Source organism: Verrucomicrobiota bacterium, from assembly GCA_019247695.1.
Lineage (GTDB): Bacteria > Verrucomicrobiota > Verrucomicrobiia > Chthoniobacterales > JAFAMB01 > JAFBAP01.
On record JAFBAP010000127.1, the window covers coordinates 1 to 16,247 of the forward strand.

A 16,247-nucleotide genomic window follows, 5' to 3' on the forward strand; every position below is an offset into this window, starting at 1 on the left:
GGCCCGGAGCTAGAAGTACTGGGGTGGGGTGGGCTCGGACTCCGCCGCCACGGGCTGCGGCAGCAGATCGAGCGGGCTTTTGGTGGCGCACACCCTGGAAGTGGCGATGCGCAAGTAGCGGGCCGTGGTGGCCAGGCTGCGATGACCAGGGCCGCTGCAACTTGGCCCACACCGTTTCGACGATCTGGCGCAGGGAGGCCACTTGGCGCCGCCACGGCTTGGGCCAGGGCGCCACCCCCCGGTAGGCCGGCGGGGCGCACAGCACATCCACCCCCCCAGGCCTGCCGCCAAGCCCGATGGCGTGGCCGGCCCGCAAAGCCTTTGTCCAGCACGTAAAAATCGGTGCCCACCGTCCCCACGCTGGGCCACTGCGCCCGTAGGGCCGGCTCATGACGCGCGGCCAGGAAGTGTTCGGCGTAGAGTTGGTCTTTGTCGGAGGCCGGCCCGAAGCCAAAGCCGGTGATGCGGCCTTCGGGCGTGCAGCTCACCAGCACGTTGAAGCCCTCAAACCAGCCCAGCCGGTTACTATAGCCAATGTCGGCTTCCCCATAGAGCCAGCCCACGCCCCGGCGCTTGGCGTTGCGGGTCGGGGCGGCCGTCAGGTCCAGGGCTTCATAGAAGGCGGGCCCCGCCATCCCCCGGGCGGCTAATCCCAGGGCCACCCGCTCCAGCTCGGGGCGGCAGGCCTGCACGGCGCGGTTAAACGGGCTATAGGCGCCCAAGCCGGGGAAGGCGGCCCGCAAATGGCGGCTAGCATAACGGAAAAACTCCCGCTCGCTGCCGAAGTAGCCCCATTGGCCAAAGATGCTCAAGCAGAGCGCCTCGCTGCGGCTCAGCGACGGCTTGGGCCCGCGCCGGGGGGCCTCGCCGAGCCCTTCGCGCTGGCGAAAGTCGTCGATTTCGACGTAGAGTACCGTTAGGAACGTGTCCGTGTCGAGGGGAGCCGGGCCGAGGTAGGATGTGAGGTTCAAGTTCATACCTGCTTAGACCCGCCCCGCGCACGGGCCGTTCCCAGCGTTCGGCCGATTTAATTCACAGCAAACGTTGAAGTCCCTGGACGGGGCATTTAAGAGGGATCGCGTCCCGTCGGGACGCCTGAAACGCTGGCCCGGCGGGTGCCGACTCCCAAACGGCCAGCCAAACCCGGTGCGACCCTCGGCGCCAAAAACCCGAACGGCTCCCCAACCTTTGGCGCCCGCCTGTGGCCCGGCGCCCGCCTTCAGGCGTCCCGAGGAGACGCAACCCCGGGAGAACGCCCGCACAGCACAGGGACTGAAGTCCCTGCCTAACCTCAGCCGTCCCTGCGGGACGAAAGCAATACCCGGCCTTGTATCCTTAACGAAATGGCAGTGGGGTAAACCCTGGGCTATGTTCTGCTGGCCCGTTGGGCCTAAGACTCGTTCGACCGGCTACGGAGCCTCCTCCGGCACCGACACCCCCTGAGCCGACATTCTACCGACATAACTGTCTCAATGATGCTCCTTTACTCTGAAAAACCGGCGAATGTAGATAAGTAATACGCGCTCAAAGGGCGATCGGCGCGGCGAGGCATTCATCGGGTATTCCGAAAGCGTCTACGAGCGCGACGGCCTCTTCGGACACTTCCACGCAGAGCCGAGTGACCAACCGTTTAAATGCCGTCGATTTCACGCCGGACACTACGCCGTTCTCGAGGTACCAGCCTTTGCCCTGCTCCAGACGGGTCAAAGCGAATAGATCGCAAAGGCGCTTTAAGGGGGCCTGCAGGCTTTGGTCGGGGAGGGATTTAACTTTGGCGATGAATTGCTCCAGGATCACCCGTTCGATATAGGCCTGCGCCAGTTCCAGCAGTTCGGGCTGAAGCTGAGTAAACGCCGAGTAAGGGTCCAGCCCCTGCGCGCTGGTCAGTTTCTGGAGTTCGGTCGCACCCTGCACGAGTAAGGCGTCCTCACGAAGCCGGAAAAGATCCAACTGAAGTTCGGAATCAAGGAGGTGCGGTTCGCTCTTGTCCTGAGTAAAAGCCGGGTGGCGTTTGGCGAGCAGGTTCAGATTATCATCCAGGGAAAAACGGGCAAGCTGAGCGGACCCCCCCTGCTTGAGCTTATCTTTGAGTTCGGCAAGAAGATTCTTGGCTGCCAACTGCATTAACACCGTGTTGTCGCCTTCGAAGGTGGTGAAAATATCGGTGTCCGCCTTCAGCGCCGCGAAACGGTTCGAAGCCAGATAACCTTCGCCACCGCACGCTTCACGACACGTCTGGATAGTTCGGCTGGTGTTCCAGGTGGCATAGGCCTTCAATCCCGCGGCGAGCGTCTCGACCGGGCGCGAACCGTCGGATTGAGCGCCCTCATTGACCTGAATCAAGTGCTTTAGCGCAAAATCCAATGCGTACACATTAGCCAGGAGCGGCATCAAGCGCAGCTGATGCGACGGGTAGTCGAGTAACAGAGTTTCCGGCGCGCCTTTCGGCGGGCCGAACTGTCGACGGCGAGCGGCGTATCGCACCGCGATCGTGAGCGCCGACTTGGCCGCGCTGTTGCCGCCTAACCCCATGCTGATGCGGCCGCCCACCAGCGTGCCGATCATCGTGAAAAAGCGGGCGCCCGGGTTCAGGATATCACTCCGGTATCTGCCCTCCGGTGTGACCTCCGCGAAGCGAGTCAGCATCTCGGTGCGCGGTACGCGGACCTCCTTAAACCAGATCTTTCCATTATCCACGCCGTTCAAGCCCATCTTCAGACCGTTACCCTCAATCGTAACGCCTGGCATCGGTGCTCCCTCGTCATCGCGGATGGGAACCAGAAACGCATGGACCCCGTGGTGTTCACCGTCCACTTCCAGTTGCGCAAATACGGTCATGAGCTGGCCGTGTTCGCCGGCATTGCCGATAAACGTTTTTCCCGCGCTGTAGGTGGGGCTATCGATAACGAAAGCATCCGTTTCACGGTCATAGAAGGCTGTGGTTTCCAGCCGCTGGACGTTAGAGCCATGACCGATCTCGGTCATGGCAAAGCCGCCTAGAAGCCTGCCAGCGGCGGCGTCGGGCAAATACTTCCGGTGATGATACTCCACGCCCAGACGCTGAATGCTTGCCGCGAACAAACCGAATTGCACGCCGGCTTTGACCAGCAGGCTCGTGTCGTGGAAGGCCAGCGTCTCGAACTTTGCCAGGTACTTCGGCAGATTATCTTCGCCGCCGACGTAACGGGGCATGAATATTCGGCCGATTCCGGTCTCCGCAATCCGCTCGAGCCAGTCAAGGACTTTCCGGCGATAGACTTGCACATCCGTGCCGTCGTAATATTGGAAGTCGGGCTTCGTGATCCGTTGCTTGACGAGGTTCCGAACCTCAGAGAATTCGCCGTCCAGAAGTTGCTGCATCACTCGGGGATCAAAAGCGGTTTTCCTGCGATTCACCGGAGGATATTTGCATTTTTCGACCGATTCGTTCTGTGGTGGACGCAACTCGGCCGCGGGCCGTGCGAGCGCCTCCGGCGCAAGGTTATGACTATGTTTCACGGTTTAAGAGGGGCAGTGTTAGGAGTTTTCGGGTAAAAAGTCGCGCCGCGATTCGCCATCCCGGCAAGCAGGGCGCAGGGCGAAAAATGTTCGCCGGCGCGATCGCATAAAAGGTTCAGCCGGTTAACGAGCGCCGGAATGCCGACTGAATCGGCGTATTTGAGCGGGCCGCCCCGGAAGGGTGCCCAGCCGGTGCCCATGATCATCCCGAAGTCGACATCGTCCGGAGATTGAACAACCCCTTCCTCGAGACAACGCGCCGCCTCGTTAACCATCACCAGCACCAGCCTGTCCCGCAGTTCCGCTTCATCGACGGCGGAGGGCTCCGCAGGCTGAAACTCGTTGAGTTGCGGATTCCGGCGTTCGGCACCCCGGCCGCTGTAGTCGTAAAAGCCTCGGCCGGATTTCCGTCCAAGCCAGCCCTTCGCCATCATCCGTTCCAGCGCATCCTGTTGTTGTAAGGGTGCCAGGCGTTTGATCCGTTGCGCCAGATCTTTTGCGACGTGGTGAGATACATCGAGGCCGACTTCATCATTCAATCGAAGCGGTCCCATCGGCATCCCGAAATCCAGCATAAGCTTATCGATTTTCTCGACGCGATGGCCTTCCGCAAAGAGCCGGATCGCTTCCACCATGTACGGTACAAGGACCCGGTTAACCAGGAATCCCGGACTGTCTTTGACGACTACAGGCTGTTTGCCGATCCCTTTGACGAATTGGATTGCCGTGGCCTGCGCGATCGCGCTGGTGTGCGGACCCACGACAACCTCGACCAGTTGCATCCGGTGAACCGGATTGAAAAAGTGGATTCCTACCACCCGCTCCGGATGAATGAGACCGTCCGCGATCGCGTCGATGGAAAGGGCGGAAGTATTTGTGGCGACCGTCTCGCACTGCACCCTCTGGTCGAGGGTTGCGAAAATCTGCTTTTTGGGCTCCAGCTTTTCGACGGCCGCTTCGATGACCAGATCCACGTCGCCAAGCGGTACATCCTCAACGACCGGAAGCACGCGATCAAAGCCCTGCCGAGCCTCGGCCTCAGTAAACACACGCCGTTTAACTCCGTCCCGATAGAGCTTCGCGATTGACTGGATCCCTTTACCGAGCGGCTCCGGGCCGACGTCTTTCAAAATCACCCGGATCCCGCGAGCGCTGAGCCACTGGGCGATTCCGGCGCCCATGATGCCCGCGCCGAGCACGAGCACTGTGGAGACGTTTTGCGGTGAGCCACCCGCGGGGAGCGGCACTTTCTTTGCGCGCTCCTGCAGAAAGAAGACCCGAATCAGATTTTGGGCAGCCGGACCGCAGGCAAGCTCGACGAACGCTTTCTTTTCGTTCTCCAGACATTGGGCTGGAGTGGCGCTCAGGTTGGCCACGACGACTTCCAGCGCCTTGAGGGGGGCCGGGTAGTTTCCGCGCGTTTTGGCAAGGGTCCTCTTTTGCGCCTGCGTTGTGAGGATTTTGGATAGTGGCGCCCGGTTGGAGAGCTGCGATTTGTAAGATCGCTTCCCGGTCAGCAGCAATTTCATTGCCAAATCGATGATTCGTTCCGCAGGAGCGACGGCATCGACGAGCCCGAGCTTGAGCGCCTGCCTGGCTGGGTATTGGCGGCCTGTCAGGATGGCTTCGATCGCGGTTGGCAGACCCGTCAATTTGGGCAGGCGCATTGTTCCACCCCAGGCCGGCAAGAGCCCTAACGTCGTCTCCGGAAGGCCGAGTTTCGTTGCCGGGTCGAGCGAGGCAACGCGGTAGTCGCAAGCGAGGGCCAGTTCCAGCCCGCCGCCCAGCGCAACGCCATGAATGGCCGCGATGACCGGGTAGGGAAGCTTGGCGATCCGCCCAAATGCCTTCTGTCCCTGCGCGACCGCGGCCGCAATCTGCTCCGGGCTCGAAGCCTGGGTGAAGACATTCAGGTCAGCGCCGGCGACGAAGACCTTCGCCTTGGCGCTCCGTATAATCAGCCCGTTCAACCGTGGTTCTGACTCAAGGAAGTCGAGGTGTTGACTCAACTCATCAAAGGTTTGCCCATCGAAAATATTCGCGGACGACTTTGGCCGGTCAAACGTCAGGATTGCAACACCGGACGCCTGCACTTCCCGGCGGATATTTTGACTTGCCGGGGTAGTCTGTTTTGTTAGTCGCGACTCAACCATAATGCACCTCCCTGGCCGCCGCCGACGCAAAGGGATACCAGCGCGCGGTCAGCCTTTCTGCGATGTAACTCTTTAAGGGCGGTCAATACGAGGCGTGACCCGGTCACGCCCACGGGATGCCCGAGGGCAATCGCGCCGCCGTTGACATTCAGAATCTCGTCTGGAATTTCGCCGAGGGCAGATTCGCGGCCGAGATATTGCCGGCAATAGTCATCGGATTTCGATGCTTTTTGGCAGCCGAGCACCTGCGCGGCGAAGGCCTCGTTGATCTCGATAATGTCGGCGTCTTTGAGGCCCAGGCCCACCCGTTGCTCAGCACGATGAATGGCGTAGACCGGTCCCAGCCCCATGCGCGAGGGATCAAGTCCTGCATAAGCGTAACCGAGCAGCCGGCCAAGCGGCGTTAACCCCGATTCTTTGAGCCCTTTCTCCGTCATCAGTAACAAGGCGGCAGCGCCGTCGGTGATCTGCGACGAGTTACCGGCCGTCACGGTGCCTGTGCCGGGTTCGAAAACGGGTTTCAGCTTCGCCAACGCTTCCAGGCTCTGGCCCTCGCGCGGGCCGTTGTCCTGGTCGATGTGCGGCTTACCGTTCCTGGACTTAGTGAGATAGACGGGAGTAATCTCCTGTCGCAATTTCTCCCGCGCTGCGACGGCTTTATGGTGAGATCTCAGCGCGAATTCGTCCTGTTCCTCGCGGGCAATATGAAAGTCCCGGCTGACATTCTCGGCGGTCTGGCCCATGTTGCATCCGCTCACCGGATCCGATAACCCCAATTGTAAACCGATGCGCGGCTTAAAGTCCGAAGGCCGAAAACTTGAGAGAATGCCGACCTTCTGCGTCACGTTTTTCGCTCGCGCCAAAGCGCCAAACTTTTTTGTCGTCTCATAAGGGTAGAGCATCGGCATTTGAGACATGCTCTCGACGCCCCCGACGACGAACGCATCCCCGCGGCCGGCAATCATCTTTTCCGCGGCCTGGGTCACCGCTTCGAAACCGGATGCACAATTCCGATGGACCGTGATCGCCGGCACCGATTCCGGCATGCCTGCGCGGAGCGCGATGACGCGGGCGACGTTTGCCGCGTCAACCGGTTGTCCGACGCAGCCCATAATGACTTCCTCGATCTTTCCGGGGTCGATGCCCGTGCGCGCCAGGAGAAGGCTGACGGCCGTTTTTCCGAGGTCAACCGCCTCGGTGTCCGCTAAAGCGGTACCTGCCTTGACGAACGGGGTTCTGACCCCCGCGACGATAAAAATTGGTTCCTTCATGTAAGAATGTGTAAGCGTTTATGACTGGTTAGGTTTGAGAGATGGAATTGTTAAAGCATGGTGTCGTCTACCCCGGCATTTTACCGGCGGTTTCTGCAACCGCCCGGACAGGATGACATAAGTAAAAAACTAATAAGTAAGTACATTAGTGCTTGTTAGGAATTAACATTCGTTAAATTAACATTGGTCGCACCCGGTAGGGGCCGCGTGCCTGGTTTTAATCCCGCAGGGGCTGCTGCCATGTAGACAATTATTCGGGTGGAATTCCGGCGCAGGGGGGGTGCTGCTGGACGCTCCGCACGGCGTGACCTCTGTTTTAGGCCCAACGGGCCGGGAGACCTTAGCCCAGGGTTTACCCTGGGTAGAGTCCTCCCTCCCGATCGAGCCCTGAAGGGGCGGCAGAAGGCGTTGCTGGTGGGTTCTGCCGTCCCTTCAGGGCTCATCGTGATTTTACGGTTTCCCAGGGTAAACCCTGGGCTAAGTTCTCGCGCCCCTTCGAAGCTGAGATCCGGTCCGGATTCCACCAAACTAACTGTGTAAATAGTATAAAACTGCCTCGTTAATGCTCAACAAACGCGTTAACGGTTAGCAATCTTTCGCGAGGCGCTCTTCCCGGAGCTCCGAATGGAAGGCATACCGGTCGAGCGCCGCCCGCAGCACGTTCGCTCCACCGTCCGTGCGGATTCGAGCCACCAGGCCCAACTGCGGATCGCGATCCAGTGCGATATCAAGGATCGTTACGCCGGTTGCCTGCGCCTCAGACCGGATGGCGTGTTCGACCTCCCGCTGCTGCAGCGCGGGCTTGAAGATCTTGCCCACGGCCGTGAGGGGAAGTTGAGGCGTGATCCTCACGCGCTTCGGGACGGCCGCGCGTTCGGGAATGCGGGCCGTCGCGAAATCCAGCAATTCCGCCTCGGTGACAAGGGCACCGGGCTTCGTCTGAACATAGACGACGGGGACTTCGCCTGCATAGGCATCGGGACTGCCGACGGCGGCTGCCGCTGCCACCGCAGGATGCTTGTGCAATGCGTCTTCGATCAGCTTGGGATCGATGTTGTGTCCGCCCCTGATGATGAGTTCCTTGCGCCGGCCCGTCAGCCAGAAGTACCCGTCAGAATCCCGGCGGCCGAGGTCCCCCGTGTTGAGCCACTTCTGGCCGTCGATCTCGATCCACAGGTCCTTGTCGTGCCGTGGATCAAGGTATCCGACGAACACGTTGGGTCCCTTGATCACCAACGTTCCGATCTCATCGGTGTCAGCCGCGCGTTGAAAGCGTCCGGCCTCATCAAGGATGACGGCGCGCATGCGCTGATAGGGGAGACGCAGACCGATCGAGCCGGGGCGCCTGTCGCCCAAGGGCGGATTGACCGAAGAGACGCATGCGGCCTCGGTCAGACCGTAACCCTCGGCGATCTTGACGCCGGTCTTCGCTTCGAAGAGGTCGATCAACTTGGCCGGCATCGGCGCTGCGCCGCATAAGGCGGACTCCAAGCTGGAGATATCATGGTTGCCGACCGGCACATCGAGGAGTGCCGAATAAACCGTAGGCACGCCCGAAAACCGCGCGACGCGGTAGTGAGCGACGATTTCCCAAAAGCGCGCAATCACGCCCCTTCCGCGATAGCCTTCCGGTGTCCCGAGCACCACATGATCGCCCTGCATCCAGGGCAACAGCCCGGTGACAAGCTGCGCGTTGGCATGAAACAGCGGCAACCCGCAAAACACGGTTCGCTGGGATTCGCCGGTCCGGAAAAACCGGGCTACGGCCCAGGCATCGAACACTTCATTGCCGTGGGTGCGCATGGCAATCTTAGGCTCGCCCGTGGTACCGCCGGTGCATAGGTAGGAAGACTTTGTCTCTGCCGTAATGGTCCGCAGCGCGATCAGCCGATCACCGGCCTGCGCGCGCATCGCCGCGCGGAAATCCATGACCTCGATACCGGGTACCGAGGCGTGCGGCGCGTGAGGTGACGGCGCCGCCGCGCCCTCCGGCAGATAAGCCGATAGATCGACCGTGGCAACCGACCTCAAGTCTTGCAGACCGCACAGCTGCGGGGCCAGTCTTGCCCAGAGATCGACGCCAGGCGAAGGCGCAAGCGTCACCAGCGCCCGCGCACGCGTTACCCGCAAGAGGTCCCGAATCTGGCCAGGTTCGAACAGCGGATTGATCACGAGTACCACCCCGGCCGCTTCACCGGCCCAAATCGCAAAATGCGTTTCGGGCAGATTCGGCAGGACAAGGGCAACCGGATGATCCGCATCAACCCCTAGTTTATGGAAGAGATTCGCCGCGCGCGTCACCTCTCCCAGCAATTCGGCATACGTCCAGCTGAACGCGCGATCATAGGTATCGGCGGTCAGAAAGAAGGACAGCGCCTTCGCATCCGGCCGGCTTTTCGCGGAGGTCGACAGCGCATCATAGGTCGAAGGCGGCAAGCCGCGATCGGCCAGCGGCTCGGCTTCGAAAGCTTCAGCCTCAGCCGAATTTCGGATAGGCACGCAGCAAGGGGTCGTCATGGATTTACCGCCGCCTCCTCGAGGGGGTGTGGCCCGAGTTCTGCCGGCCCGGTGCGAACCGTGCGGCCCAGAATTGTCCTGAGGACTTCGGCCAATGTCGCCGCCGGGTTGGCCGCCGATCCGGCGCTACGCCATCCGATCACCCGATCTGGCCGCACCAAAACGGCACCCTTTGTGGAAATGCCGCGGAACTGCGCCCAGGCCAGGCGGGGGTCGAACAGGTCGCCGTCGATATGGCCAATCCGCACGGCATCGATGGGCAGATCGTCGGCGACAGCGAGCGCGGCGGCCGCAGCGCACCAGTCCTGCCCGTCTTCGCCGGCAATCAGCAGGAAACGGCCGGGCCGGACGACATCCTTCAGGGCCAAACGATTGCCGGACTCGTCGTCCAGCCAGGCGTGCGGTAATGGGCTGCCCGGACGCGTGCTCGGTTCGTAGAGGCGGATATCGTCGATCGGCTCGGGTTCGGGTGAGCCATCCGGGATGACGGCCGCGGAGCAATAACGGTAGCCGTATTCAACGTTCAGTTCGTCGGTCTCGCCGCTCATACGTCTGATCGCGCGCAAGGCTTCGCGCCGATGCTCCGCATCCTCCGGCTTGCCGCTCCAGATCCTCCTGAATTGCGTCCAGTTGACCTCCGCGGGCGCACCCGGTTTGAGGCCGAACTTCAGCCCCATCTCCATATGCAACATCGAATTCTCCAGCGCACGCTGGACGTTGCGGGCATCAACCGGGCGGCGCTCCGTTTCGTAGGTGTCGAGCAGGGCTTCACCGGCGTGGCCCTTAAGCACGGCGGCAAGCTTCCAGCACAGGTTATACGCATCCTGAATGCCGCTGCAGAGGCCGAGACCGCCGGTTGGCGGGTGGCGGTGCGCCGCGTCTCCCACCAGGAACACCCGGTCCGCACGGAACTTCGCTGCCAGCACCCCTTCCAGCGTCCAGCGCGTTATCTTGTGGATCTTCATCGGCAGTTCAGAGATGCCGAGCGCCAGACGCATGTTCCTTTCGATGTGCTCGTCGGTAAGACCTTTCGGCCCTATGCCCTGGTAGGTGACGTGAAAAACCCACTCCTCGCTGTCCGGGCCCCAATGGTCGGGCCCCATCGGCACGAGCACCGCCATTTCGCCGATCGCGGGACACCAGATCCAACGGACCAACACGTCCGGATCTCGCGCGAGCTTGGACAAGTCGGCCGTGACGTGCGCCGATATCATCTGGGCGACCACCCCCAGGCCCTCGTAGCCGATACCCGCCATCCGCGGAATGGTGCGGCCCCCATCGCAGCCAAGCAGGTAGCGCGCCCGCACGGTGTACTCGGAGCCCGTATCATGGTTCTTGATCCGCGCACTGACGCCGTCGCCATCCTGCTCCAGCCCGATGACTTCATGGTGAAACCGGATTTTGCCCGGATTGAGCTTCTCGGCGCGCGCCTTCATGATCGGTTCCAGACGAATTTGCGGCAGGTTGGCGCTGCGGCAGGCGCTGGCCTGCATCCAGTTGAGGTTCGTGTATCCGCAGCCCCAGGTCTCGATTTTGCCGATCAGCCGGCCGAAGTCCGGGTCCGGGCCGGTAAAGCCGGCATACCAGGCCATCGCGCGCATGTTCTCGGCGGGCGTGCTCCGGGCATAGACCGGCTCGGCGACGCCGGCATCGCTGAGAATTTCCATCGTGCGCTGATTCAGCTGGTGCGCCTTGGGCAGGACCGACGTGGTCGGCAGCGCCGACACGAGAAGGTGCTCGACGCCAAACGTCGACAGTAACATCGACGCGGTCAGCCCGGCGCCTCCGCCGCCCACGATCAAAACAGGCGTTTCATCGGCCATAAATTTGCCCCCTCACTTTGGTTCTGAACACTGGCCCGCCGGGGAGATGGCAGGCCAGGGCTCCGTGTTGTTGCTTATTCATGATGTTGGAAGGTTTCGGGTGGTGTAGCGCGCGAACCGTTCAACCGGTGGCAAGGTTGAAGCCGAACTCGGTTCCCCAGGCGTTCAACTCGTTGAACATCCAACTCCTCGGCTTCATCGGAACATGTTCATGCCAGGGCCGGGGCTCGCACATGCCGAGCTCGGGAATGAACGCGTCCATCTCGGTGTAGAGCTCCACGATGACCTTGTCGGGGTCATGGTGGTAGGCGGCCACGTTGTGGCCCGCCGTGTGGCGCGAGGGACCCCAGAGCAGATTGACGCCGGCTGCGCGCAAGGCGTCGGCGGCCAGGGCATGACAGGAGCTCTCCCTGAGCTCGAAGGCGATATGGTGGGCGCGCGATTCCGGCGCCTTAACGATGTTGACGACGTGGTGTTCCCGATTGCAGGTGAGGAAGTTAGCAATCCCGGCGATGTCGTCGGTGAGCCAGAAGCCGAGAAAGTCCTGAAAGAACGTCACCAGCTTGTCGCCTTCCCGGGAGAGGACCGCCACGTGCCCCAGGCGCAGCGGCGACACGCCGGTTTGCTTGAAGCCCGGCGCGGAAGCTTCGATCGCATTGTAGAACTGGACCGCAAGGCCGCCCGGGGCTTCCACCTCGACCAGTTCGGCAACGCCGGGCTGACTATCGGTCTTGATCGTAGCTGCAAGGCCAAGTTCGCGCGCGTCGCGGGCGAGGTCGTTGACCGAGATGTCTGGCTTCAGGTGAAAGCCCACGTGGAGCAGCGCCTTCTGGTCGGTAGGGCGCAGAACCAGATCGTGATGGCTGTAACCGATCGATAAATAGACCGATCCGTCGTCTCCCTGTGCGACCTCGGTCAGCCCGATCGCTTTGAGGTAGTGTTCCTTGGTCCGTTCTATATCCGGTGTGCCCAGCGCGACGTATCCGAGCTGGAATGTTTTTGGATTGAATTTTTTTGGTTGCATAAACTTTTCCTGCTTGACGCTCTCGTCCCGCTCGTCAGACGACCCGCTGCCGCTGTACGCCGAGAACCCCGCCGTCGAGTTCGACGACGTCGCCGTGTTTAAGAAACTCCGGCGGCTTCATCCCTGCCCCCACGCCCTCAGGCGTGCCGGTGGCAATGACGTCGCCGGGTAACAGGGTCATGAACTGGCTTAGATGCGAGACGATCTCGGCCACGCTGAAAATCATGTCGCTCGTATTGCCCTTTTGCCGGACGGCGCCGTTGACGGCGAGCGTGAGCGGCAGCTGCTGAGGATCGGCGATCTCGTCTGCCGTCACCAGCCAGGGGCCCAGCGGGCCGAAGGTGTCGAAGCTCTTGCCTTTTACCCACTGGCCGCTGCGGTTGACTTGCCAGTCGCGCTCCGACACGTCGTTGGCGAGACAGTAGCCGGCGACGTGCGAAAGCGCGTTTTCAACCCTGACGCGCTGGGCTTTGACGCCGATGACCACGGCAAGCTCCGCCTCCCAGTCCAGCGTGTCGGAGCCCTCAGGCTGCACGACATCGTCATTGGGACCCTGGATGCAGGTGATCGCCTTGTTGAGTACGACCGGGTGCTTCGGGATGGGCATGCCGGACTCGGCGGCGTGTCTGCGGTAGTTGACGCCGATTGCGATGAACTGGCGTGTGCCGTGGATCGGCGCGCCAATGCGAGTCGTTTCGGAAACGACAGGCATCTTATTGAGATCGACCGCCCCGATGGCGCGCAGCTTTTCCGGCGCGAGCCAGTCCGGGGTGATGTCGGGGACCAGGAGGGACAGGTCGCGCTTGACGCCCTTGGCATCGAGGGCGCCCGCCCTCTCGAAACCTGGGGGACCATGCCGGAAAAGTTTCATTGGTGTCCCCCCTGTTGGGAAACGCTTTGTTTCTTATTTATTTTCATAAAATAGATTTAAAGCACGTAAAAATATTTGTCAAAAGAAAATATATTTTCGTGTGAAAAAAAGATTTTTGTGGACGATGATCAACGGCGGTCGTATCCGGTGTGATCGGCTCCGTGTTATCCGCGGCCTGAAATGGCGCTTTCGCGATTCCCTTAGAATGGGGAAGCGCCGAAAGCGGTCACGCGCGACAGGAGCGACCGCGCATAGAACATTAACTAGTGAACGTATGAGTGCAAAAACCCAGTCCGACCGGGTATTCGACAGGCTTCGGGACGATATCCTCGCGTGCCAGCTGCTCCCCGACAGCAAGCTGCGCATCAATGAGATCGCGGAATCGTCCGGGGTCAGCCAGGGCGCGGTGCGCGAGGCGCTGTCGCGGCTGGGCGCCGAAGGCTTGGTCGTTGCCGAGTCACAAAAAGGTTATCGAGTCGCCCCGCTTTCCGCGGAAGACCTGGGCGATCTGACGGAAGCTCGCGTCGAGATCGAGCGGATCGTCCTTTCTCGGTCAATCGCCCGGGGCGACCTTGAGTGGGAGACGAACCTGGTCGCCGCGTGGCACCGGCTCTCCAAGATCTCGGAACGACCGCCCGAAGACCCGCACGTTATAGAGCAATGGGCTGCTGCTCACGCCGGATTTCACCAGGCCCTGGTGGGCGCCTGCGGCTCGAACAAGCTCCTGCAGATCCGCTCCCAGCTCTACCAGCAATCCGAGCGTTATCGGCGCTATTCCGGTGTCGTAGGCCGCGGGCGCGATGTATCCGCCGAGCACCGGAGAATCTTCGAGGCGACGATCGCGCGTGACGCCGCCGCAGCCACCAAGGCGATCACCGAGCACCTACGCCTGACGACGGAGATCATCGTCAGCTCCTCCCTCCTGGTAACTGTAAAACAGTTGGAGATGGCTACACCCATTCTCAGCCAGGTTGAGCCTTTGGGAGGTAACCACAACGGTCTAACCAACCCTTAGAATTTTGGGCGCTGATGGCGCGCAAGCCGGCGCCGATGTCCGTTCCACGGCTTCGCGCGTGCGCGCCTGGAACTGACGCAAATAGCCCTTTACACGAAACTCTTATTCCAGAGCTCTTCAACCGGATCACGACGGACGAGCGCTCTGTGGAGTTTCTGACCCTGCCGGGCTACGAACGGCTTGACTAACAACCTTCTAACGGGGCGAGTTGCTCTCCAGCAAAACCTAACCAACCAACAAAAGATAGAGAAAACGATGAGCATAATAGTTAACGAAACGAGAACCGCGCAGGCGCCGCCTGCACCGATTTCTACAACCCAGAACCGCCGGGCCGAGCCCGGGACGCGGTGGCAGGGGGTGACCCGCCCCTACACCAAAGAGGAGATCCTGCGGCTGCAAGGCACCGTCACGATCGAACACACCCTGGCCCGCCTGGGTGCCGAGCGGCTCTGGCAGCTGCTGCAGGAAGAAGCGTATGTGCCCGCGCTGGGGGCGCTGACGGGCAATCAGGCCGTCCAGCAAGTCAAGGCCGGCCTCAAAGCCATTTACCTCAGCGGCTGGCAGGTGGCTGCCGACGCCAACCTGGCCTGCCAGATGTACCCCGACCAGAGTCTCTATCCGGCTAACAGCGTGCCGGCGGTGGTCAAGCGCATCAACCAGGCGCTGCTGCGGGCCGACCAGATCCACCACCTGGAGGGCAGGGACCACGTCCATTGGCTGGCGCCGATCGTGGCGGACGCGGAGGCCGGCTTTGGCGGGCCGCTCAACGTCTTCGAGTTGGTCAAGGCGCTGATCGAGGCGGGCGCGGCCGGCGTGCACCTGGAGGACCAGCTGGCGTCCGAAAAGAAGTGCGGCCATATGGGCGGTAAGGTCCTCATCCCGACCCAGCATGCGATCAAGCACCTGGTGGCGGCGCGCCTGGCCGCGGACATTTGCGAGGTGCCGACGGTGCTCATCGCCCGAACCGATGCCAACGGCGCCACCCTGCTTACCAACGACGTCGACGAGCGCGACAAGCCGTTTCTCACCGGCGAACGGAGCCCGGAGGGCTTCTTCCGGGTGCGCGCCGGCATCGAGCAGGCAATCGCCCGGGCGGTGGCCTATGCCCCGTACGCGGACCTGATCTGGTGTGAAACCAGCGAGCCGGACCTGGCCGAGGCCAAACGCTTCGCCGAAGGCGTCCACCAGCAGCATTCGGGCAAACTGCTGGCCTACAATTGCTCGCCCTCGTTCAACTGGAAGAAGAAACTCGATGACGCCACGATCGCGCGATTCCAGCGGGAACTGGCGGCGATGGGTTACAAGTTTCAATTCATCACGCTGGCCGGTTTTCATGCCTTAAACTACAGCATGTTCAACCTGTCCCAGGGGTACCAGGAGCGCGGAATGTCGGCCTATGCCGAGTTGCAGGAAGCCGAGTTTGCGGCCGAGGCCACCGGGTACACGGCAACCAGGCACCAGCGGGAAGTCGGTACGGGTTATTTCGATGAGGTGAGCCTGGTGATCTCCGGGGGCGAGTCGTCGACCACGGCCTTGCACGGTTCTACCGAGACGGAGCAATTTCATTAATGAATCGCGGAGCCCGTCTGGAACCGTCGAGTTAAAAAACCGCCATGAGTTAAGCGTGTGGTGCGAGTTAAAAACTGTCTGAACTGAACCGGACCGCGCCGATGGCGACGGCCGTCAACCGCAACGGGCACCTTATACCATTCATACAGTCACTTAGGTAGAATTCCGGCTCAGGGGGGTGCCGGCGCCGGAGGATGCTCCCCACCTCGTTAAATCGGTCTCAGGCCCAACGGGCCGGTTCTCAGGCGCAACGGGCCGGTTCTTAGGCCCAACGGGCCGGTAGAACATAGCCCAGGGTTTACCCCTGAGCTTTACCCACATTGTTTGAGGGCAGCGCGGGGACGGCCGTGACCGTCTTTCGGCCCGAAGGGCCAAGAGAACATAGCCCAGCGTTTACCCCTCGACCTGACCCGCAATTCTGCCACCGTCAAGCAAGACCCGGCACGCGCCACGCATCCGCGCGTCTCTCTATACCATTCCGCCGGCAATGGAGCTAAAATCTTGTC

Annotated in this window: 10 protein-coding genes; 2 read left to right on the forward strand and 8 right to left on the reverse strand. The window is 61.4% G+C overall.

The features are described from left to right. The 8 genes from JO015_14975 to JO015_15010 all read right to left on the reverse strand — a co-directional run. A partial coding sequence (locus JO015_14975) for a hypothetical protein (protein ID MBW0000399.1) occupies positions 1 to 977 on the reverse strand: 977 nt, incomplete at its 3' end. Positions 978 to 1,524: 547 nt separating this feature from the next. After that, complete coding sequence (locus tag JO015_14980) at positions 1,525 to 3,498, reverse strand: acyl-CoA dehydrogenase family protein (GenBank protein MBW0000400.1); 1,974 nt, start codon at positions 3,496 to 3,498, stop codon at positions 1,525 to 1,527. Beyond that, positions 3,495 to 5,651 (reverse strand): enoyl-CoA hydratase/isomerase family protein, encoded by a 2,157-nt coding sequence (locus tag JO015_14985; protein ID MBW0000401.1) that lies wholly within the window; start codon positions 5,649 to 5,651, stop codon positions 3,495 to 3,497. The genes JO015_14980 and JO015_14985 overlap by 4 nt, the downstream gene beginning before the upstream one ends. Beyond that, on the reverse strand, positions 5,633 to 6,922 hold the full coding sequence (locus JO015_14990) for a thiolase family protein (protein ID MBW0000402.1): 1,290 nt from the start codon (positions 6,920 to 6,922) through the stop codon (positions 5,633 to 5,635). The genes JO015_14985 and JO015_14990 overlap by 19 nt, the downstream gene beginning before the upstream one ends. 585 nt (positions 6,923 to 7,507) lie before the next feature. Further along, the gene (locus JO015_14995; GenBank protein MBW0000403.1) at positions 7,508 to 9,439 is read right to left on the reverse strand and encodes an acyl-CoA synthetase; all 1,932 of its coding nucleotides are present in this window, start codon (positions 9,437 to 9,439) and stop codon (positions 7,508 to 7,510) included. Continuing rightward, complete coding sequence (locus JO015_15000; GenBank protein MBW0000404.1) at positions 9,436 to 11,262, reverse strand: FAD-dependent monooxygenase; 1,827 nt, start codon at positions 11,260 to 11,262, stop codon at positions 9,436 to 9,438. Before JO015_15000 ends, JO015_14995 begins: the two co-directional genes overlap by 4 nt. A 121-nt stretch (positions 11,263 to 11,383) precedes the next feature. Beyond that, positions 11,384 to 12,286: a VOC family protein gene (locus JO015_15005; protein ID MBW0000405.1), complete on the reverse strand. Its 903-nt coding sequence runs from the start codon at positions 12,284 to 12,286 to the stop codon at positions 11,384 to 11,386. 34 nt (positions 12,287 to 12,320) lie between these two features. Further along, the gene (locus tag JO015_15010) at positions 12,321 to 13,157 is read right to left on the reverse strand and encodes a fumarylacetoacetate hydrolase family protein (GenBank protein ID MBW0000406.1); all 837 of its coding nucleotides are present in this window, start codon (positions 13,155 to 13,157) and stop codon (positions 12,321 to 12,323) included. A gap of 274 nt (positions 13,158 to 13,431) precedes the next feature. Here JO015_15010 and JO015_15015 point away from each other — a divergent pair, with 274 nt between their 5' ends. Further along, positions 13,432 to 14,172, forward strand: a complete 741-nt coding sequence (locus JO015_15015) for an FCD domain-containing protein (protein ID MBW0000407.1) — start codon at positions 13,432 to 13,434, stop codon at positions 14,170 to 14,172. A gap of 255 nt (positions 14,173 to 14,427) precedes the next feature. After that, on the forward strand, positions 14,428 to 15,741 hold the full coding sequence (gene aceA / locus JO015_15020) for an isocitrate lyase (GenBank protein MBW0000408.1): 1,314 nt from the start codon (positions 14,428 to 14,430) through the stop codon (positions 15,739 to 15,741). Positions 15,742 to 16,247: the final 506 nt, after the last annotated feature.

Bases quoted from the DNA above. Each gene is read 5' to 3' on its own strand.
- JO015_14985 (MBW0000401.1), bottom strand. From the start codon at position 5,651: ATGGTTGAGTCGCGACTAACAAAACAGACTACCCCGGCAAGTCAAAAT.
- JO015_14990 (MBW0000402.1), bottom strand. From the start codon at position 6,922: ATGAAGGAACCAATTTTTATCGTCGCGGGGGTCAGAACCCCGTTCGTC.
- JO015_14995 (MBW0000403.1), bottom strand. From the start codon at position 9,439: ATGACGACCCCTTGCTGCGTGCCTATCCGAAATTCGGCTGAGGCTGAA.
- JO015_15000 (MBW0000404.1), bottom strand. From the start codon at position 11,262: ATGGCCGATGAAACGCCTGTTTTGATCGTGGGCGGCGGAGGCGCCGGG.
- JO015_15005 (MBW0000405.1), bottom strand. From the start codon at position 12,286: ATGCAACCAAAAAAATTCAATCCAAAAACATTCCAGCTCGGATACGTC.
- JO015_15010 (MBW0000406.1), bottom strand. From the start codon at position 13,157: ATGAAACTTTTCCGGCATGGTCCCCCAGGTTTCGAGAGGGCGGGCGCC.
- JO015_15015 (MBW0000407.1), top strand. From the start codon at position 13,432: ATGAGTGCAAAAACCCAGTCCGACCGGGTATTCGACAGGCTTCGGGAC.
- aceA (MBW0000408.1), top strand. From the start codon at position 14,428: ATGAGCATAATAGTTAACGAAACGAGAACCGCGCAGGCGCCGCCTGCA.